General features: G+C 60.4%; 17 protein-coding genes. 5 read left to right on the top strand and 12 right to left on the bottom strand.

The annotated features are described in order from the left end of the window. Nucleotides 1–8 precede the first annotated feature (8 nt). Nucleotides 9–1,415 (bottom strand): amidohydrolase family protein, encoded by a 1,407-nt coding sequence (locus tag RID42_05465; GenBank protein ID MEQ8247112.1) that lies wholly within the window; start codon nt 1,413–1,415, stop codon nt 9–11. A gap of 175 nt (nt 1,416–1,590) precedes the next feature. Here RID42_05465 and RID42_05460 point away from each other — a divergent pair, with 175 nt between their 5' ends. Continuing rightward, complete coding sequence (locus tag RID42_05460) at nt 1,591–2,847, top strand: pentapeptide repeat-containing protein (protein MEQ8247111.1); 1,257 nt, start codon at nt 1,591–1,593, stop codon at nt 2,845–2,847. Here the strand turns inward: RID42_05460 and RID42_05455 are convergent. Genes RID42_05455 through RID42_05445 form a run of 3 tightly spaced genes read right to left on the bottom strand, consistent with a single transcriptional unit; the run spans nt 2,844 to nt 8,265 of the window. Beyond that, nucleotides 2,844–3,737, bottom strand: a complete 894-nt coding sequence (locus RID42_05455; GenBank protein MEQ8247110.1) for an alpha/beta hydrolase — start codon at nt 3,735–3,737, stop codon at nt 2,844–2,846. The genes RID42_05460 and RID42_05455 overlap by 4 nt on opposite strands. 25 nt (nt 3,738–3,762) lie before the next feature. Next, the gene (locus RID42_05450; GenBank protein ID MEQ8247109.1) at nt 3,763–6,948 is read right to left on the bottom strand and encodes an efflux RND transporter permease subunit; all 3,186 of its coding nucleotides are present in this window, start codon (nt 6,946–6,948) and stop codon (nt 3,763–3,765) included. Beyond that, nucleotides 6,949–8,265, bottom strand: coding sequence for an efflux RND transporter periplasmic adaptor subunit (locus RID42_05445; protein ID MEQ8247108.1), 1,317 nt, complete (start codon nt 8,263–8,265; stop codon nt 6,949–6,951). Nucleotides 8,266–8,520: 255 nt separating this feature from the next. Here RID42_05445 and RID42_05440 point away from each other — a divergent pair, with 255 nt between their 5' ends. Then, complete coding sequence (locus tag RID42_05440) at nt 8,521–9,006, top strand: VOC family protein (protein ID MEQ8247107.1); 486 nt, start codon at nt 8,521–8,523, stop codon at nt 9,004–9,006. A 65-nt stretch (nt 9,007–9,071) separates the two neighbouring features. Beyond that, nucleotides 9,072–10,424 carry an MFS transporter gene (locus RID42_05435; GenBank protein ID MEQ8247106.1) on the top strand — a complete coding sequence of 451 codons (1,353 nt, stop codon included), beginning with the start codon at nt 9,072–9,074 and terminating at the stop codon, nt 10,422–10,424. On the opposite strand, the gene RID42_05430 is transcribed toward RID42_05435, so the two are convergent. Beyond that, nucleotides 10,421–10,861 (bottom strand): nuclear transport factor 2 family protein, encoded by a 441-nt coding sequence (locus RID42_05430; GenBank protein ID MEQ8247105.1) that lies wholly within the window; start codon nt 10,859–10,861, stop codon nt 10,421–10,423. The genes RID42_05435 and RID42_05430 overlap by 4 nt on opposite strands. Next, nucleotides 10,858–11,574, bottom strand: a complete 717-nt coding sequence (locus tag RID42_05425) for a DUF6134 family protein (protein ID MEQ8247104.1) — start codon at nt 11,572–11,574, stop codon at nt 10,858–10,860. The genes RID42_05430 and RID42_05425 overlap by 4 nt, the downstream gene beginning before the upstream one ends. Before the next feature lie 71 nt (nt 11,575–11,645). Here RID42_05425 and RID42_05420 point away from each other — a divergent pair, with 71 nt between their 5' ends. Then, entirely contained in the window at nt 11,646–12,419 is a 774-nt protein-coding gene (locus RID42_05420; protein ID MEQ8247103.1) for an SDR family NAD(P)-dependent oxidoreductase, read from the top strand. Here RID42_05420 and RID42_05415 read toward each other — a convergent pair. The 3 genes from RID42_05415 to RID42_05405 are packed head-to-tail and all read right to left on the bottom strand — an operon-like array spanning nt 12,416 to nt 15,792. Further along, nucleotides 12,416–13,633 (bottom strand): cyclopropane-fatty-acyl-phospholipid synthase family protein, encoded by a 1,218-nt coding sequence (locus tag RID42_05415; GenBank protein ID MEQ8247102.1) that lies wholly within the window; start codon nt 13,631–13,633, stop codon nt 12,416–12,418. The two genes, RID42_05420 and RID42_05415, sit on opposite strands and share 4 nt — an antisense overlap. Nucleotides 13,634–13,648: 15 nt before the next feature. Further along, nucleotides 13,649–14,503, bottom strand: coding sequence for a DUF1365 domain-containing protein (locus RID42_05410; protein ID MEQ8247101.1), 855 nt, complete (start codon nt 14,501–14,503; stop codon nt 13,649–13,651). Further along, on the bottom strand, nt 14,500–15,792 hold the full coding sequence (locus RID42_05405; GenBank protein MEQ8247100.1) for an FAD-dependent oxidoreductase: 1,293 nt from the start codon (nt 15,790–15,792) through the stop codon (nt 14,500–14,502). The genes RID42_05410 and RID42_05405 overlap by 4 nt, the downstream gene beginning before the upstream one ends. Nucleotides 15,793–16,218: 426 nt before the next feature. Between RID42_05405 and RID42_05400 the strand changes: the two genes are divergently transcribed. Next, nucleotides 16,219–16,350 (top strand): hypothetical protein, encoded by a 132-nt coding sequence (locus RID42_05400; protein MEQ8247099.1) that lies wholly within the window; start codon nt 16,219–16,221, stop codon nt 16,348–16,350. Here the strand turns inward: RID42_05400 and speD are convergent, their stop codons facing one another. The 3 genes from speD to RID42_05385 form a co-directional block, all read right to left on the bottom strand. Then, complete coding sequence (gene speD, locus RID42_05395; protein ID MEQ8247098.1) at nt 16,351–16,755, bottom strand: adenosylmethionine decarboxylase; 405 nt, start codon at nt 16,753–16,755, stop codon at nt 16,351–16,353. A 201-nt stretch (nt 16,756–16,956) separates the two neighbouring features. Then, entirely contained in the window at nt 16,957–18,483 is a 1,527-nt protein-coding gene (locus tag RID42_05390; protein MEQ8247097.1) for a GH3 auxin-responsive promoter family protein, read from the bottom strand. 3 nt (nt 18,484–18,486) lie between these two features. Continuing rightward, the gene (locus RID42_05385) at nt 18,487–20,754 is read right to left on the bottom strand and encodes a penicillin acylase family protein (GenBank protein ID MEQ8247096.1); all 2,268 of its coding nucleotides are present in this window, start codon (nt 20,752–20,754) and stop codon (nt 18,487–18,489) included. Nucleotides 20,755–20,777 lie beyond the last annotated feature (23 nt).

The raw sequence follows: 20,777 nt of genomic DNA, 5'->3' as shown, positions 1-20,777 counted from the left end.
CGAACGCGTCATCGAGGCATTGGAGCAAACCAGTTTTCGTCCGCAAGTTGCTTCCAGATCTTGCGATTCACCGTCGCGCCCCGTTCGAAGATAGCGCCTTCGTCGGCCATTGTGGGAGCGCGATTGTATACCAAGAACGTGCCATCGACGGCGACATGCCGGACGTTCGATCCATTCGCGTAGAGCAAGTTGTTCAGGGGTTCCGGGGGGACCGTTCCCGCGCCGACCAACCAGTCCGAAATATCCACCGTAATGAAGTCCGCCTTCGCCCCGGCGCTAAGACGACCCAAATCGGGCCGCCTCAGCCCATTTGCCGCAACGACAGTGGCGCCATCGACGGCGTCCCAAATCGTCGGCGCCTTGACCTTCGTTCCGGCCAACAGTTTGGCCCGCGCTTTACCACCGATCACCGCGAGTTTGATGTTTTCGATCAGATCGTTCGAGTGCGTATCGATCGCAATATTGGTGGCAATGCCGGACGCCAAAGCTTCCGGATAGGGCTGGGTTGCGCCCCCGGCGCCGCCGGCGGACGGACAGTGCGCGTAGACGGCGCCGTGTCGTTTCAAAATTTCCGGATCGGTTTTCCAATCTAGGCCGGACATGTGCGCGCCGAAGAAAGGTCCGGCAAACCCTCCGAGTTTGTCCATCCACTGGGTTGGCGAGAGGCCATTCTGGAGGCGACGGACGGCGTCGGTCTCGGTTGCGCGCTGGGACAGATGAATATGAATGCCGGTACCAAGCTCGCCCGCCGCCGCGACGATCGCTGCCATTGTTTCATCAGTATGGGTGTCCGTGGCATGGGGCGCCATCATGCCCTTCATGCGTCCACCGAAGGATCCCACGAGTTTCTTACCGAAAGCGAGGTTCGCCTCGATCTCCGCCAATGTGTCAGGCACGGAATCAAAGAGTGCTTGGTCGTCGTCGCGGAACCAGATCCCGTCCAACCGTGAGGTACCAGGGATCATACCGCCGGGAAAGCCACGCGCGCCCCACGCACCCGCGACGCGTACGTAGGATTCGGCCTGCCTCAAGCTGAGGCTCATCTCGACCTGGGTCGTGCATCCAGCCTTTAGAATTTCGAGTAAATTAAATGCAGTTAGATCGTCCAGCTCTTCGTCCGAGAGTTGGTCCACTAGTTTGATAGGACGGGAAAATGATCGACCACCCTCAATGATTCCCCGTGTGGGAGTTCCGCTCGCGACATGGGTATGGCCGCTGATCAGTCCGGGCATCACGATATCCCCCGGGACCGAGATGCGCGGGAGGTCGCCCGGGATGCGCCCATCGTTGACTTCCGCAACGCGGTCATTCTCCACCCGAATCGACCCGTTCGGAATGAGTTCAGACGCGCCGTTGCGGTGGGCGAGGACCCATCCGGCTTCGACGATGTATTGCCCTGCCGGTGCTTTTGCCATGCTTCAAACCCAGTTTTCGTCAGTAATTATGGTTAACGCCGACCTTAGTTCAAATTTGACGCGAAGTGCGTACTAGTAGTGCTGGCAATTCTCATCGCCGGACGCCATGTTTTCAACTATCACCTGGAATAGTTTGGTTAGTAGTGATGTTTACAGTTCCCGGCGGTCAGGCGAGATGTTGACTGCCCAAGAATTCGTCGAACTCCTGAGGGCGCACGAACGATTCTCTCGGCGCGAGCCGGGCGGTCAGCGCGCACGGATTGAAGGCGAAGATCTTTCTGGCCTCCGGTTACCTGGACTCAATTTGCGCGAGGCCGTCCTTACCGGAACGGATTTCTCGCGGTGCGTCCTTACAGGCACGGATTTCGGTCGTGCGTCGCTAGCAATGGCGAGCTTCGAACATGCTGACGCCGAGGGCGCGAATTTCGAACACGCCAACCTCCGTGGCGCCAGGCTGAGGCACGCCAAGCTGAGCGAAGCCAATTTCGCCGGCGCCGACCTGCGGCCCGCCGAATCCAGTGGAGAGCAACAACCAACGGTGCTCTATGGGGCAGCGCTTCGCGGCGCCAAATTCGAAAACGCACAACTTCAGAAAGCCGACCTCGGCGCGAGCGACTTGACCGGCGCGTCATTTGCGGGAGCGAACGCGACGCAGGCGAATTTGCAAGGTGCGCTGCTTTTGAACACCGATTTTGAGGGCGCCGAGCTTTCCGGCGCCGCAATCAACCTTACCGGCGCCAAACTGCCTAGGGATATCCAAATCTTGCTGCGCGAACATGCCCTGTGGATCGACTCGTTTGGTACGTTGGGCACACGGGCCGATCTCGCCGGACGCGATCTCGGTGGTATCGACTTGCGAACGGCTTACCTGAGCGGTGCCAATCTGCGCGGCACGAACCTGAAAGGTGCCCTGTTGGCCGGTGCTTGGTTGGTTCTGGCTGAACTCGACAGCGCGATCTTGGACGAGGCGGATCTGCGCGCTGCCGATTTGACCGGGGCGTCCCTCAAGGCAGCAAAGATACGTCATGCCCGCCTTGAGGACGCCCGTTTCGAGCCTGCTCAGATGCTGACGCCCCGGGGCGAATCCACCGGCGAACGACGGCGATCCGATTTGAGCAATGCGTCGCTGCGGCAGAGCGCATTATCAGGTGCAACGATGCGAGAAGCCAAAATAGTCGGTGGCGACCTGCATGGCGCGATCGCTGAACAAACGGACTTCCACGGCGCGGACTTGAGCGGCGCCAACCTTTCGGACGCGCGTCTCATGCGCAGCGATTTGTCGCAAGCGACGCTCTCGGGGGCGAATCTTCGCCAGTGCGATTTGCGCGAGGCAAACCTGACCGGTGCCGAAACAACGGATGCAGATGTGGCAGGGGCTAATCTAGACGGCGCCGATACGACGGGCACATCGCTCAAGAACAAGAGAAACTAGCGGCGCGTCCGGACGAAATCGAGTAGTTCGGGCCCCACGGTTTCTTCGCCGGTATTGAGGTGCAACGCCTCGGATAGGTGGTTGTGGCCCTTCAAACGCGAGAACCTGGGACTGTGTCCGTCCCGCCGCGCGACCGTGCGCAACAGGTCGATACCCTGCAGTTCCATCATCGGCGGGTCGTACTCCGCGATAACGATGAATAGCGGAACGTGGCTGTTGGCGACAGCGTGAATCGGCGACCGTGCGCGATGGAGGCCCTTGTCTGCGCCGTAATAGGGTTCCGAGGCGGGTGCCGGTACGGATTCGACATCGTAGACCCCTGAAAACAAGGCGGCGCCCGCAACGCCCGACCCAGGGGTCCGATGGAGATCGGGGAAAAACAGGTAGGTCGCCGCGTGAACGGCACCAGCGGATTGGCCAAAGAGAAAGATGCTATCAGGGTCGCCGCCGTGTTCGGCGATGTTATCGCGCAACCAAGCGACCATCGATCCCACATCCTCGGCACCGGCGGGCCATTGGTGCTCCGGCGCGAGCCGATATGTCGCGTTCACGCCGATCATCCCGTTGCGCGCGAAATAATTCGCAATATTGGCATAGGCCATGTTCAGGTTTTCGGGGTTGGCGTTCTTGTGGCCCCGCACGAACCCGCCGCCATGGATAAAGACGACCACGGGCATCGGCTGCTTCACGCCACCTTCGGGGACGTGGATATCGAGCAGATGGCGCGGGTTGGGGCCATAATGCAGATCGCGGGCGACGCTGATTCCTTCGCGCGGCGCAGCTGCGATTAGCGGGTCGTAAAGCGCAAACGTGTTCGCCACGACGCTGGGGTCGAAGACGTGTCCCATGGCACGGATCGCATCGGCGATCGAATCCGGCATGACTGGCATCTTCGATCCTCCGGACCGTTCGCGACTAAGTGGCCGGTTGTTCGGTCGCTTCGGAGCGTACGCGATCGCGCGCACGACCCTCGATCCACGCCACCGTAATCGACATCATCGGCGGTACGATGGCCATAGTCAGCACGGCTGACAACGCGAGGCCGCCGAGTACGACCGATCCAAGGCCACGGTAAAGCTCCGATCCCGCACCCGGGAACATAACCAAGGGCAACATGCCGAACACGCTGGTAAGGGTAGAACTGAAAATCGGCCGGATGCGATTTCGAGTCGCCTCCGTGATGGCGTCTTCGGGAGTCATCCCCTCTTTTCGAATGTTGTGCAGCGTCTGATGCACGAGGAGGATCGCGTTGTTCACGACGATCCCTATAAGAATCACGAACCCCAGCATCGTGAGCATATCGAGCGGCTGGATGACAAATACATTTAGCAACGCTAATCCACCAAGACCGCCTGCGGCAGCGACCGGTACCGACAGCATAATGATCAACGGGTAGATAAAGCTTTCAAAAAGCACTGCCATAACCAGAAAGACGATGACCAACGCCAGCAGCAAGTCGATTGATAGCTCGTCCATCGTCTGCGTCAATTTGTCGGCCGAGCCCGACAAATTGAACGCGACGCCTGCTGGCAAACCCGCCGCCTGCATCGGCGCCAGCACTTGTTCGTTGATGATATCCATCGCTTCCTGCAGCGGCATCGTTTGGGCCGGGGACACCTGCAAGGTCACCGTTCGGGCGCGCTCTACACGGCGAATCTCGGTAGGACCCGATGTCACAATGACGTCGGCCAAGCTCTCGACCGGCAGGATTCGACCGTCCCTAGTGACGACCGGTAAGGCGCCGATGGCTTGCGTCTCCTCGCGTACCGGGGCACTCCCCGCCAAAGTCAGATCGATTCGCTTGCCGCCGAAATTGATCTCGGCGACGCGTAACCCGTCATTGAAGGCATCGACGGTTTGACCCAGATCGCGGGCCGTTAGGCCGTTGTCCGCAAGACGGAGTCGATCCGGCACAACCCGCACCTCGGGCGCGCCGAACTCCAAGCCCGGCCGCGGTCGAGTTCGGTGGCCTTGGCTTAGCGGTAGAACCTGCTGGACCCGGTCGTAGGCGTCCTGCGCGACATCAAACAGTATCCTGAGATCCGCCCCGGAAATATCGATATCGATCGATCGCCCTCCGCCAACGGACCGGCCGAACAGCGACGGCTGGAAGAGGAAAGCCAAGGTCCCGGGTTCGTCGCGGGCCGGCCTTTGTAGAAGCGGGATGACTTCGCCCGCGCGGCTCTCGTCAACGGTCGTTCCTCCGACGAACGCGCGACCCTGCAAGGCAATCGAAAAATAGTGTTTGAGGGCTGGGACGCCGTTGATTTCGAGCACATCCGGGTCGGCTCCCTCGGCCCAGTAGTCTCGCGTTCCCACTTCGATCAAATCGGTGATCGCCTCGGTTGTGCGCAAATTGTAGCCCGACGGGGGACTCACAAACCCAAAGACGAAGTTTCGGTTGCCTGTCGGGAGGTAGTCGACTTTTGGCAACACACTGATCGAGAAAACGACCGCGGCCGTCGTGATGCCGACGATAACGCCGATGGCAACGGGCTTGCGGCGAACCACGAGACGCGAGAACCATACCCAGAACGCCGTGAAGGCGCGGCCAAAGTGATCGATGCCCGGCAGCGGAAAAACATGATCGAGGTCGGCGACACCTCGCGCCAGCATCCGATTGGCGAGCGCCGGTATCAGGGTCACCGAAACCAGTAACGACAACATGACAGAAACCGAAATCGCGACCGCGATGTCACGGAACAACTGACCGGCCTCGAGGCTCATCACCAAGATCGGTATGAACACCATGACCGTCGTCAACGCCGATACCAGCACGGCAGGCCAAACCTGGGCCGCACCCTCATAGGCGGCCCGGTGGGCGGGGAGGCCCTTTTGCCGCAGTCGGTAGATGTTTTCCAAGACGACGATCGCCGCATCGACCACCATCCCAACCGCAAAGGCGATCCCGGCTAGGCTGATGACGTTGAGCGACCGCCCCAGAAGCGCCATTGCAACGAATGAGCCGATCACGGAAACGGGGATCGAAAGCGCGACAACGAAAGTCGGCCGCCATGACCGCAGGAAGATCAACAAAATGACGATGGCAAGTAGCCCGCCGATTACGACATTCTGCAGCACAAGGTTGATCGCCGACTTGATGTAGTCGGTTTCATCGAACATCTGGGTTACGTAAAGGCCCGCTTCCTTGAGCGGTCCTTCGGACAGTTCATGCACCTTCGCGCGAATACGGTCCATGGTCTCGATGACGTTGGCGCCCTGTTGGCCCGTGATGCTCAATGTCATCGACGGCGCCCCCATCGTTTTGGAGACCGCGTTTCTCTGTTTGAATTGGACAAACACATCGGCGATGTCGCCGAGCGACACGCGGCCGACGCCGCTTCCGTCGGATTCGCTGCGCAACAGCATGGATTGAACTTGCGCGACGGTCGTGAAGTCGCCTTCGGTTCGGACGATGTAGCGGCGTTTACCTTCGTCGACATCGCCGCCGCTAACCGATGCATTCGCGGCACGCAATCGGCTCACGACGTCGTTAACGGTCAACGCATAGCGCGACAACCGTTCCGGATCGATTTCGATCCGCATTTCCTGCTCGGTCGCGCCCCAGACGCTCACGCCGGCAACGCCATCAACCCGTTCGATGCCGTCCTGCACGACATCCTGCAGAAATGCCGAATAGCTTGTCAGGTCCCGCGTATTGCCTTCCACCCGACGAAGGGTGAACCAGGCGATCGAGTTATCTTCGGTCCCGAACGTGCTCAGCGTTGGCTCGTCTGCCTCCTCCGGATAGCCGGTCACCCGATCCAAGCGGTTGGCGACCAAGAGGAGTGAGCGATTTAGGTCGGCGTCCGGAGAGAATTCGAGTTCGACGTTGCCTTGATTGTTCCGCGCGTTGGACTCCATTCGCTGGAGTCCCTCAATTCCCTTCAGGACTTCTTCCTGCCGGTTGATGACCTCGCGCTCCACCTCCGCCGGTGCTGCGCCCGGCCAGTTCGTCGTAACGCGGATGACGGGCTGGCGCACGTCGGGCGCCATCTGGATCGGAATGCGGTCGAGCGATACCCACCCGAACAGGACAATCATGATCACAGCGGCCAGTACTGCGATGGGCCGCTGAATAGAGAGCTGGATGATGTTCATTTAGTTGGTTCTCGGATCCGATCCACCGGTAGTTTCGCTGACGACACGCACAGCGGCGCCTGACGACAGTTGCTCGTTCCCCCGAATGACGACCCGTTCGCCGGGTTGAAGACCGCGAACGACGGTAAAGCGCTGGCCGATCGCTTCCCCTAACGTGACGTCCCTCCGCTCGACTCGCCCGCCCGACACGATGAAAACGAGCGGCCGTCCTTCGTCCCGGGTAACGGCATCCTTGTGCACGGTCGTGGCGCTTTCTTGCCCGCCGATGGGAATTTCCACCGTGACCGTCTGATTGAGAGCAGGCTGCTTGAGGAGATCGCCGAATGTGGGCGTCAAGCGGACGACACGGGTGCGGGTTAGGGGGTTTTCGACTGGAACCACCGCCCGAACAACCGCCGTGTGCTGCGAGCCGTCGTCCAGTGCGATTCGGAATTCAGCGCCAGGCCGCACGCCGCCGAGCCGACTCGACGGGACCTGAACCTCGATTTCAAGCGCCGCCTGATTTACCAAGCGGACAACCGGTGCCCCAACACCGACGTACGAACCCACCTCGGTACTTTTTTCGGTCACGATCCCGTCGTAGGGCGCGCGAACAGCGGCGTCGCGAAGGTCGATATTCGCCCGATTCAATTGTTCGACGGCTTGCGCGAGTTCTGCTTTGCGATTGCTCAGGTTGCCATCCTTCATGACAACATCCTGCACGACGTCGTCCCGACGCTTCTGCGAAACGGCGGACGAGCCCTCAAGGCTTTCGATGCGTGCGCGCTCCTGCCGCGATTTTTCCAGTTCGGCCTCGGCGATTACCACCATGGCCTGTTTCTGTTCGACCATCGCCAGATTGCGATCGGTCTCTGACTGCAGTCTGGCACTGGAAACCTCGACCAGGACATCCCCGCGCTTTACCCGGTCGCCAACCTGTACCCGAATGGTATCGACCGGTCCGGAGACCCGGGCCGCCACCGGACCGGCTTGCTGGGCGACTAGCGCGCCGATCACCGACGTCGTCTGATTAAGATCTTGCTCGATGACGGCGTCCACGACAACGGCAGCGCCGTTCCCGCCACCGCCAAAAAAGGCGCCGAGTTCGCTACCATCGATTCCGCCGCTGTTGTCGCGGTCGATGGCAGCAAAATTTGTCCCAAGCGGGCCCCGCGCCTCATCGCGGTCGATCACGCCATTCCCGTTCGTATCCATCGGGCGTACGCGCTCGGGGAGATCTTGCCCCTGGCCCTGGGCCGGTGACAACCCGAGGGCCAAGGACAGTCCTAGGGCTAGACCGAGGTGGGCCATCGTTCCGCCGAGCGTCTTACTTCTCATCGACCAAGACCTTTTCCGCAAAGCTCGCATCAACACGAACGGGGGAGCGGGATTCCGTCGCAGGAGAGGATTGTTCGACATATCCCGCAGAATTAGCAGATCACCGTAGCGCGGCACCAACCACGGCGTCATTCTGATTCTGGCAACGGTTGCGCCGCGCACGAAGGCGTGACCCGCAGTTCCCTGCCGGTCCGGTTACCGTGGCGCCCGACCGTACATCTCGCTAGGCTCTTCCAATCGTTTATCGGAGGACTCATGCCGCAGGGGACCAACCAAAGCGTCCTGAGGCGCGCGACACTTTTCGCGCGCGATATGGACCGGGCAATCGCGTTCTATCGCAGCGTCTTCGGCCTCGAAATCTATATCGACCGCGAGATGCCCCTGTCCGTGGTCCCTCGGTTTCCTGTCGGCCAGGTAGGTCGAGGCGGGACAATGCGTTTTGTCATGTTGCGCGGGTGGGACCCATTGATCGGGATGATCGGCCTGATCGAGGTCAAGGATCCCCCGCTTGAGGAACCGAAGGCGTCCGCGCGCCTCGGGCTTGGCAACGCGGCACTTGTCTTAGAAACCCGCGACATCCGGGCCGTCGCGGCGTCAATCGAACCTTTGGGCGGATCAATCCTGATGTCGCCGACCGAGGGCCGCAATCTAGGCGACGCCGAAGGCAACTTCATTCCTGCTCTGGTCATGATGGCAACCGACCCGGACGGCCAGTTCTTGGAAATATTCCAGGTTCTGTAACCTAGGGTTTGTTGCAACCCTTTTGGGTTCGCGTGGAGTACTAACTGCGATGCTCGGTATCATGCGTGACTAATCCGGCCCACGAGGGCTCCAGCCTCAAGGTTTCCACGCTTGCCGCCTACGGGCTGCCGAGCCTGCCGTCGACCATCCTGACGTTTCCGCTGTTCGTCCTCCTACCCACCTATTATGCGCAGGACTTGGGTATGGGGCTGGGTATTGTCGGGGCGATTCTGCTGGGATCGCGGATTTGGGATGCGGTCACCGATCCCCTCGTTGGAATCCTCAGCGACCACATCAACACGCCCTGGGGTCGGCGCCGCCCGTGGATTGTTGCCGGCACGCCAATCGCGTTGATCAGCGCCTGGTTCCTTCTTGTGCCGGGCGGCCCGGTCGGTTGGGGCTACATGCTTGGATGGACGATCGCGCTCTATCTCGGCGGTACGATGATACTGATCCCCTACAACGCGTGGGGCGCCGAGATTTCGGGCCACTACCACGAGCGTGCCCGCGTCACGTCCTTTCGCGAGGTATTCGTCCTCGTCGGCGGCATCGCTGCTGCGGTCATTGCGGCCACCCTCCAGGCCGACCGCGGCGAAGCGCTCAGGGTTACCGCGCTGATCGTGATCGTGACGCTCCCACTTGCGGTCGCGGTCGCGGTTACGGTCGTGCCGGACCGCCCGGTTTCGCTCGAACGACGCCTGACCGTCGCGCGCGCCCTCGCCGTATTGCGTACCAACAAACCTTTCCAACGCCTGTTGGCGGCATTCTTCCTCAACAGCATGGCAAACGGTTTTCCGATCACCCTGTTCCTCCTGTTCGTCGAACATAAGCTACGCGCCGACGACACGCTGACCAGTCTGATCCTTGGCGTCTATTTTGCGCTGGCATTGCTCAGCGTGCCATTTTGGCTGGTTCTAACGAAGCGGTACGGGAAGCATCGCGTTTGGATCGGCGCCATGTTGTTGGTCTGCGCCTTCTTCGTTTGGGTCCCCTTCCTGGGAGAGGGTGACGGATGGTGGCTGTTGGCGATCTCCGTCTTTACCGGATTCGGCCTGGGCGCCGACCTCGTTTTACCCCCGGCCATGCAAGCCGATGTCGTCGATCTCGACGAGTTGCGGCACCGCGAGAAGCGTACCGGAATATTCTTCGCGATCTGGTCGATCGCTCTCAAACTTTCATTGGCACTCGCCGCGGGAATTGCCTTTCCTATCCTCGAACTGGTGGACTTCCAGCGCATTGCCGGCGACAACGGCCCTGTCGCGCTCCTGACACTCGCAATCCTTTATGCGATCGTCCCGGTGATCTTCAAACTAGCGTCGATTGCGTTGATGTGGCGATTCCCGATCACCTCGGCGAAGCAGGCGCAAATCCGCCGCCTCATCTTGGCAAAGGATATCCGGGAGAGCGCCGCGCGCTAAGCTGGCCGCAACGCCAGTCGGCGCCGGATCTTACGCAAAACGAACCCGAACACCGGCACGTGCTCGTAAAGCTGCGAAGCCACATCCCAGTGATCGAGGTGCGCCGTTACCAGGCCGGCATCGTCGAAATGCACCTCGGTCATCCCGTCCACCGAGAACGATTTTCCGGTCTTCTTGTTGTTGAAACGAAATATCCAGCGCATATAGCTGCGCGATCCGGAAACGGCGTGATCGGTAACTTCGAACGCCGGCGACGCGACATCCTCATACATTTGCGCGAAGACCTGGATGATCTTGTCTTGCCCGCGAATGTCGTTGAATGGATCGCGAAAGCGCACTTCGGGGGCGCACAACGTTCGCAGTTCTTCCAGGTTGTCCGGCGAGACGCGCGCAAAATAGTCGGCGTAGGCCGCCGCCTTGGCTGCAAAATCCGTCATTGGGCTTGCGTCAGGCGTGTCCCGGTATAGCCCTGCGTCAGCACATACTCTATATCCGCGCCGCGCGCTGGGAACGCCAACTTCACCCACTCGCCCTGCGGCGTGTACCAAACGGTGATGTTCAGATCGCCGCGTACTTCGAACCGCTCAGCCTCGATCGTTCGGCCGTCCGCCAAAGACACTGCCTCCAGCCCAGCGGGCTCGACCGCGATGTCGAGCATGATTCCGCGTTGGGTATCGAGCCACTGGGGGTTCATTAGGATGGCGGGATTCCAATAGCTCGTCGGAATGGCCGTTCCCGGAAGGACATGCTCTTCCTGGAGCGTCCTGACAAATAGCCCGTCGCCTTCGCGCCGAGCCCGCACTTCGTAGGCATCGCCGTTGTCGTCTGTATCCGTCGCCACCGACACGAGAGTGCCACCGCGCCAGACTTCCGAGTTCTGGTGTCGGTACTTGAACACCGTAAGGAACCCGATCTTGACGGTCAGTTCGATATCGATATCGACGTGGGTTTCGTCGCCGACCTCGCGAAACGTGATCTCGTGTTTTCCAATAGATTTGCCGCCGCGGATGACATCGAACGTCAGCTTCCCATCGTACGGCGCCATCGCGGCCGCCGGGAGGCCAGCGCCGGAAATCAACATCGTGAGCGCGATCGCTGCCCAGATAATGCGCGCCCTACGACTAAACAATTCCGGCATCATTCTGATCATTCCCGTATCCTCGCCAGGGCGTTTACGCCCTGTCTAATTCTAACCCGGCCAGGGTCGACTTGGAGGCATGTATGGCAAAAAGGCACTTTGACAAGGCATGGATCGTCGGCGCCAGCACCGGAATCGGCCGCGAACTCGCGCTCGAACTAGCCCGCCGCGGAGTCGATGTCGTTGCCAGCGCCCGTGGGATAGACGACTTGGCGGCGCTCGTGAAGGATGCCGCTGGGTTCCCCGGCCACGTGTCCGCCCTGGCCCTCGACGTCACCGACCTCGCGGCAACGCAGGCTGCGGCCCAGGCCGCGACGAAGCTTCTGGGGCGAATTGATCTGTGCGTCGCTTGTGCCGGCACCCACCAACCGTTCGGGGCCAAAGACTTCGATTCCGGCAAGTTCCGCCGCCTTGTGGAAGTCAACCTCATGGGTACCGTGCATGTGCTGGAGGCGGTCATGCCGGGTTTCATTCAGCGCCGGTCTGGGCATCTCGCGGTCGTTTCGTCGGTTGCAGGTTATCGCGGACTACCAAGCGCGGCCGGTTATGGCGCGACCAAGGCTGCACTGATTAACATGTGCGAATCGTTGAAGTTCGATCTCGATCGGGCCGGCGTGAAGTTGCAACTCATCGACCCGGGCTTCGTTGAAACGCCCCTCACCGCCAAGAACGACTTCCCGATGCCCTTCTTGATGAAGGCGGATGCGGCGGCAAAGCAATTCTACCGCGGCCTCTTGTCGGATCGATTCGAAGTGACGTTTCCCAAGCGGTTTACGTGGCAATTGAAACTTCTTCGATGTTTGCCGTATGCCGCATATTTCCCGCTGATCCGGCGGACGACGAAAGCGCTCGGCTAAGCCTTGACCAATGCGATCTGCAGAACGTCGATCCCACGGGCGCGAAAACTGCCCTCGCAACTCGCCAAGTAGAATTCCCACAGGCGGCGGAAGCGTTCGTCGAACCCCATTGTGCGGATGTTCGGCCATGCCGAGAGAAATTTTTCGCGCCATTCGCCGAGCGTCCGCGCGTAGTGGGTGGCAAACCCGTCGTCGCTGACCCATTGCAATCCGACACGGTTGGCCTGGTCGCGTAGAACTTTTCGGCACGGCAACATGCCGCCGGGAAAAATATACGTCTGAATGAAGTCGGCGCGCTTGCGGTAATGGGCAAAGTGCTCGTCGTGGGTCGTGATCGCCTGGATGGCTACGCGACCGCCGCGGCGCAAACACTTGGCGATTCGCTCAAAATAGACCGGCCAATACGATTCGCCGACTGCCTCGATCATCTCGATCGAGACCACGTGGTCGAACGACCCATTGATGTCACGGTAGTCGCACAGACGAATCTCCGCGAGGTGCGAAAGGCCAGCGTCGTCAATGCGCTTTTGCGCGAATTCGAATTGGGCGCGAGAGATTGTAATGGCGGTGACCCTGATGCCTTGACGGGCCGCGTACTCTGCAAAGCCGCCCCAACCGCAACCGATTTCAAGCACGCGTTCGCCGGGCTTGGCCGCAACGAGATCAAGGAGCCGCGCGTATTTTTGCGACTGCGCGTCTTCCAGTATCCCCGCATCCTCAGGATAGACCGCCGACGAATAGGTCATCGACGGATCGAGCCATGCAGCATAGAACTCGTTTCCAAGGTCGTAGTGCGCCGCGATATTGCGTCGGCTGCCGGGCTTGCTGTTGGATCGGCGGCCATGCCTGATCCGTTCGAAAACCCGCTGCCAGAACGACCCAACCCGCCGATTGACGGCATTTCGGGTCACCAACTCGACAAACGTGGGTAGATCGGGGCTTTCCCAATCGCGATCGAGATAAGCTTCGGCAAAACCGAGGCTGCCACGCAAAAGCAAACGCCGTACCGCGCGCCAGCGATGCAAGACAATGACGCCCGCCGGTCCCGGCTCGGCACCGGATATGGCACCCCGGTGACCGCTGGGGAGAACATAGTTCAGCGTACCTGCGCGAAACCCACGTTGAAATCCCCGCACGAATCGGTGGTAGTACCAAGGGATTCCGCTCAAATCTAAGGTTGCGGCGGAGCCTGTTGGGAGTCGCGTGTCGCTCATCGGCAATCGATCATCCTAGCTTGCCCTAGGGGATACTCGGGAAACGAAGTTTTGGATCTCAAGACTATTGTCGGTCACCGGCACGGCGGCATCAACCGGCCCTTGGTACGTAATCTCGGGGGGTGGGCTTTCTGGACGTTTTTGCATCTTCAGACCCTTACGCCACAGGCGCAACGCCTGCCAGTGGATCCCCACAATCACCTTGACCGTCATCAGCGGGTGGCCCAGCACCGCCATGAGGATGCCGCGGTCGGTCAACGGCGCGCGGCGCCCGTTGAACGAAGCGACGAGAACGTCGCCGTCGGCATCGGACTCGCGGATATGGATGGCATAGCGATCGTCGGGTTCGCGCACCGTGAAATCGTAACGGTGGTCTAGCGGGTTGAACGGCGAAACGTAAAGCCGCTTATCGCACGACTGACGAATGGGTCCAGCATCGGCATCCGAGGCAACCGGTAGCAGGTAGGAATGGCGGTCGCCAAACGTGTTGTTCACCTGATGCAACACGGCCTCTAAGCGCCCCTCTCCGGTGTAGCAGTAGAAAACGCTGAGCGGGTTGAAGACATATCCGAACATACGCGGGTAGCACTGGAGGAATATCCGACCGTCGCCGCGGAACCCCGCATTCTTGAGATGGGAACGAACCCAACTCTCCAAGTGGCCCGCGCCGTCACCGTGATCGCGCTCAAGAAAGCTGAGGAGGTTGAAGCGGTTGACAGAAAGGAACCGAAGGCGCCGCGACAATCGCGTCAGTTCATCCAAGGCCACAAAGATCGAAAACACACGATAGACGAATTGGTGACGTACCGGCTTGAGCCGGACATGCATCACTTTGCCAACGTAGAGGCATGTTTCCGGCCCGCCGCTCATGGAACGGTTTCGAGAGCCGGGTAAGCCGCGGCGTCTTGCGTTTGCCATGGAGGCTCGGCGCCGAGCGACCTAGCGACCCGAATACCTGATTTGAGAGCGTCTTCGTGAAAGCCAAAACCACAGTAGGCCCCGCAGTACCACGTTCTTTGACGCCCCTGCAGGTTCGACAATGCGTTTTGAGCAACAACCGATTCCTGTGAAAAAACCGGGTGTTCGTAAACATAGCGACCGTAGACCCGATCATCGCGAGGTGGTTGCCATGGGTTGAGCGAGGCAAAAAGGGGCGTCCCGCGATCGACGTTCTGCAGGCGATTCATCCAATACGTGACCGGCACCGGCCGCGCAGGGTCCATGCCGGTTTGCGCCTGGTAGTTCCAGCTCGACCATGCACCCCGTCGCCGCGGCATCTGTCGCGCGTCGCCGTGCACGACGATGTCACTGCGCGCATAGTTGAATGCACCAAGAGCGGCACGCTCCGGTGCCGACAGATCGTCGCCGAGGATGGCGGCGGTCCGGTCGGCATGGGTGGCAAAAACGACTTGATCGAACACGCTCTCGTCCTGATCCGTCGTCACCACCACGCCATGCAGTTTGCGGTGCACTTTGCGCACCGCAGCGTTCAGAAGAAGGGAGCCCGAGATTTCTGCCGCCAATCGACGAACGTATTCACGGCTGCCACCGGTAACGGTGCGCCATTTCGGTCGATTGCGAAATCGCAACAGACCGTGTTCGTCGTAAAAGCGAATGAAGCTCGACGCATCGAAAGCAAGGATCTGTTCGATCGGTGTCGACCAAATTGCCGACGCCATCGGAAGAAGATGCAGGTACCAATAGGTCTTGCTGTACCCGCCGCGCTCCAGCAACTCGCGCACCGTCGCCCCATCGACCGTGCCCAAACGCTGCGCGCGGTGGGCATGGCGATAAAAGCGCACGATATCGGCCAACATGCGGAGGAAATGAGGCCGGAGAATATTTGTTGGCTGGCAAAAGGGACCGCCAGGGAGCGGGCTGGCGTATTCGAAACGACCGCCGTCGAGCGATACCGAAAACGACATGTCGCTCGGCTCCGTGGGCACCGCCAGGGCATCGAAAAGCGCGATCAGATTCGGATAGTTGACGTCGTTGTAGACGATAAACCCTGTGTCGACGGCAATGGACTTCCCTGCGACGGTAAGATCGACGGTGTGGCTATGGCCGCCAAGCCGGGAGGCACTCTCATACAGAGTGACGTCGTGGCGTTTGGACAATAGCCAAGCACACCCTAGGCCGGCGACGCCGCCACCAACCACTGCAATACGCTGCCCGGGCCTTGGCCCGGCCGGTCCGGAAAAATTCAAACGCAACCCTCCGACGGGCGGTTTCTAGCGCGCAATCCCGCGCCTCTCAACTGCCAACTTACATTACCCCTGCGCAAATGGCCCGGATGCCGTTCGGGGCGTCAAGACTGCTACGATTGGACGGAGGAGGCGCTATAACCGAGTCTATACCGATCCCGATTTGGGTCGTCGCTCTGGTCGGCATTCTAGCCGCGCGGGCGGTGCTCGACTGGCTCCTGATCCCAGGCGTCCGGTGATATCTGCACCGACATCCGCCCGCTCAGCGTCCTAGAAATCGAGGCGGACGTCTTTGCGTTCATTACATCGTTGGAATCGTGTGGCGTGCGGGTCTATTTGCCGCGCACCGATCGCGACTAAGCCGGTGGTGTCGGACTGCGAATGTTGACATTGCGGCGCATGGCGCTCGAAGAGCGGGGGTACTACCGACTCAACGATGCCGACCGTCCGCTGCCCGCCCAATATGCGAACGCCGTGGCCCACCTACCGGGGTGCGGCAGGCCCGAACGCTAGTTAGATGCCTTGTGGAACGCGCGCGCGACGATCGACAGTTTTGGTTCCGGAATTGTCCGCACCCAAGGCGCGGGCGACATGCGCAACGACCCGATCGGGCCGTGAATCGCCGCAGGAGAATACGTCAAGCGCGATGTAACCGTATTCCGGGTAGCTGTGAAACGCGGCGTGGCTCTCGGACAGGATATAGAATCCGGTAACCCCCGATTCCTCTCCGGGAAACTTCAAGCTCTGCTGACCCAGAATCGTGAAACGCTCAGACTCCAACCCCTCCTTAAGAATTCTCATAAGGAAGGACTCGTCGCTGAGAAGATGAGGCGCAATGCCGCTGAGATCGCCGATTACGTGGGTACCGATTTCGCGGCTAAGCGAAACGGGCGGATCTATTAGTTTGAGAGCTTCCAAGAAGTCCTCCCCCATGGGTCGGGTTTCCCCGAACGTCTGCACCCAAAGAAAAGGCGATGCCGCCATCTCCAAAAACACTGAAGACGCCCCCCACAACTTGAGACAGCGCCTTCGCGGAAATGCGAAATAGAGGCTATTGGCGCTGGACGCAACAAGATTCTACCCCCACCCATCGACAACCGCGGCCCGCCCCGCTGCACGCTAGGCCCGACGGGCCGTCACAAAGGAGCGAAGATCGGCAAAAAGGGCAGGATCGGTGAGAATCCGGGGCACTTTGTTTTGACCGCCGAGCTTTCCCCGCCGCTTCATCCACGCGGCAAAAATGCCACGCTTCCCAATAAGAATCTCGGGCAGCGCAACGCCGTAATCGCCCGAGCGGTGGGCACGATAATCGTCGTTATCTTCTTGGAGGGCGCCATCGAACAGTGCGGCGAAGCGAGCCGGATCAGGTAACGGGCTTTCCGGCTCGAATTCGACAATGACCAAATGGCGGCCCTGCGATGCATTGCCGCCGGGATACAAGGCCCCGACCGCATAGTCCCGGACTGCGCACTGGGTGGCTTCGGCGGCATGGGTAATCGCGCGGTCAAGTTCCGAGACAATAACGTGCTCGCCAAAGGCCGAGAGCATCTGTGCCGTACGACCGGTGATCTCGACCCGCGCCGGATGTCGGTCGCGGAATGTCACTGTGTCCCCAATCAAATACGCCCACAGCCCCGCACAGGTAGAGACGGCGACCGCGTAGTCGACGCCGATTTCCACAGTGTCGATCCAGTGCCGCACGGGCGTCGGACTGCCGAGTTCGCTCACCGGAACGAATTCGAAGAATATGCCGTGGTCCAGCGACAGTCGCAGACCTGCTTCGGGCGCATCGTCGGCAAGCGCGATAAAGCCCTCGCTCGCCGGATAGACCTCGCGAAAGGATGCGCGCGTCCCGGCACAGACCTCGGCAAACCGATCACGGTAGGGCGCGAAGCTGACGCCGCCATGGACCAGCAATTCGAGGTCGGGGTAGATGTCGGCCAGCGTTCGGTTCGGCGCGATCGCCTGGAGTTTTTCAAAGAATAGAAGTAACCAGCTCGGCGTTCCGCCGATCATCGTAATCCTCTCCTTGAGCGACCCCGCAGCAAGATGAGCGACCTTTTCCTCCCAGTCTTCGATCAACGCGAGATCGCGCGATGGAAAGTACCGCGGCTGCGCGAACCACGGCATTTCGGCCACCATGATGCCGCTGAGATCGCCGCTGCGAACGCCTGGCGCCTCGGGAACCAGACGCGTACTACCCCCAAGCATGAAGCTCTTTCCCGCGAGGATTCGACTGTCGGGATGGGCGCGTAGATGAAAGGCGTAAAGATCGACCCCCGCTTTCGCGTTGCTGCGCAGCATCGCGCGGGTCACGGGAATATATTTGCTCCGTCCCGCCGTCGTGCCCGATGTTACCGCGAAGTAGGGCGCGATCCCCGGCCAAGTCGCCTCGCTGACATAGGGAAAGGCGTCTTTCCAGTAATTGTCCCAGAAATCTTCGTACTGGCGCAGGGGAACGCGCGCCTGAAAATCGGCAACGTCAACGATGCGATCGAACCCGTGATCGCGTCCAAACCTAGTTTGCCGCGCCGTTCGAACCAGGCCACGCAGCATTTTCCGCTGGCTCTCTGCCGGGTCCAAGTATGCAAGTTGATTGAGACGGTAGCGGGCAAAGGCGCGCAGCAACGGCGTCGCGTCGAGCATGTGTCAACGCCCTGGGCGCAAGGCCAACGTATGGGGAAAGGTTGCGCGCACGGTTTCCAATCGCAAGGGAACACGAATGAACTCGCCGTCGCGCCACAAAGAGATCTGATCCATGAATGTCGAGCTACCCATCCAACCGTCCTGGCCTCCAAGGAGCACGAAGTAGTTTTCGTCAGGGTCGGACATATCCGAAATATGCCGTGCGTTCGAACCGAACTGAGTGTTGTGTTTTTTGTCCGTCATGTCATGGGCGGTCTTCATGACCGTCTGACTGCTCCCCGCGACCGGCAGATTATCGAAAACGTAGCGCTTTCCCAGAATCGGTAGCGCCCCCAGGGGGTGAGCGATTTGCAGACGATGCACATCGCCCCAGGTTTGGCCGCTCTCGATTGCGGCGCCGGCTTTCTCCAGGGCGCCGGACAGCACGACGCTCAGACGTGCTTCGCTTGCGCTACGGATATCCGCTTCGATGAACGAGAACGGACGTCCCGCCGCGTTGTAGGCACTTTGTTGTACAGGATCGACAAGGTTATCGACCACGTGAAAGAGAAACGTTTCGAATGCCAAAGCGCCGCCGCTGTCGATTCTGTAATGACCGTCCCAATCACGTAGCGCCTGTACGGCGCGGGCTGCGTTGGCGGAGAGCGCAAGGCCCTCCCCAAGCCGATCGATTTCCTCCAACAACACATTGCGAAGCGCGACCGAGGACCCTTGGTAGGTATCCTGTTGTAGCTTCGCCAAATCCGCGACAGCGATTGGGCCATTTGCTTCGAGAATGCCGGTCAATCGCACGACTCGGTCGTCGGGAGAGAAGAAGTACCCAATCGGGATATCAGCCACGGCACCGCGGTTGTTTGCCGATGCGAGAATGCCGCCGGGCGGGTTGAAGGTGATCGGCAGGTCGGCGCCACCGATCAGTCTTTGCCAGTGGGCGCCCTCGGTCGGCTGCAGCACGATGTCGCGCGGCAACTCGAGGCCGCGGGCTGGCAACCGGGTTGCCATCAAGTGCCCGATATTCCCGGACGAGTCCGCATACAGCATGTTCTGCGACGAGACCGCGAACTCGGCGAGGGCGCCACGAAACGCCGGCCAATCGGATGCCTGATTCACCCTGAGCATGGCCGTTAGCTCGTCGGTCGGACGGTGCCCGACCCAACGCATCGCCAACGGTTCGCTAGGGCCGGTGTCGAGCGCAGCGGCATCCGAGAGGATCGGACCGAAGTCGCTCTCCCGGACGGTCACGGTTTTGTCGAACCACCAGCGGACCTTGATCCGCTCCTCGCGTTCGCGAAAGGCCGAAGGAGGGAGCGCTGATACGTCGAACAGGTCGCTACTCGCGGCGCGCAGGTTGGTACCACCCCAAGCGATCGACAAATTCCGCCCAAGGGCAATAAACGGCAGTCCCGGCCCCATCAGTCCGGCGGCGTGGTAGGACGGCGATCGGTAGCCCGCGAGAACCCATAGACTAGGCTGGAAAATGCCGAGGTGCGGATCGCTGGCGAGCATTGCTCCACCTGACGCGCTGCGATTCGCGCCAACCGCCACGGAGTTGCTCCCCGACCGGCTGAAGCCAGCCAAGATATCCATCAGGTGCGCGCGACTACCGGTCTCCCCAGCAAGGTAGCTCGGGAACGACTCCGACCCCTCCTCAACCAACCGCGCCCAAAGTGCCGGCCAATCCGCTCTGCTCCGCTGCCCCAATAGCGAGAACCATACAAACCAGTTCACGTCGGCAGACGCGAGGCGCCCGGCGGTCACGACATCCTCGGCTGTCCAGGGCTCCTGCTTTAACCCGAGGACCGCGAATTCGTGCGGCAGTTCCTTAGCATTGGCGACGTAATAATTGATGCCTCTAACGAATTCTTCGAGCCACTGCCGTGTGTCGGCCGGCATGGCGGCCACGATATCGGGGGCCGCTTTGCCGAAATCGACGATCCGCAGGGCATGGTCGATGTCAACGGCAAGGGGTCCGCCGACCTCCGCTAGGCGACCTTGGGATGCCAGGCGAAAGATCTCCATGATGCCAAGTCGCAAATGGGCATGCACCAAGCCGAGCGTGAATGCCAGGTCGCCGTCGTCCTGGGCGTCGATAAACGGAACGTGATGATCGTTCCAATAGACCGCAACCTCCTTTTTTATTGGAAGGTTCTCGGTGGGAAACATCGCCAAGCGTTCATCGAGCGACATCGGTTTTGGCAATGGGGTGAGAACGCCGCAGGCGGCCAGCCCCGTAGCCATGATTGCAGCTCCCGCAAACCGGCGCAGTTTCATCGGAAAGTCCTAGGCTAGCGTTT

This window comes from Alphaproteobacteria bacterium (genome assembly GCA_040216735.1).
Lineage (GTDB): Bacteria > Pseudomonadota > Alphaproteobacteria > SHVP01 > SHVP01 > CALJDF01.
Note: the sequence above shows the minus strand (reverse complement) of the source record. Positions and strands in the feature narration are given on the sequence as shown.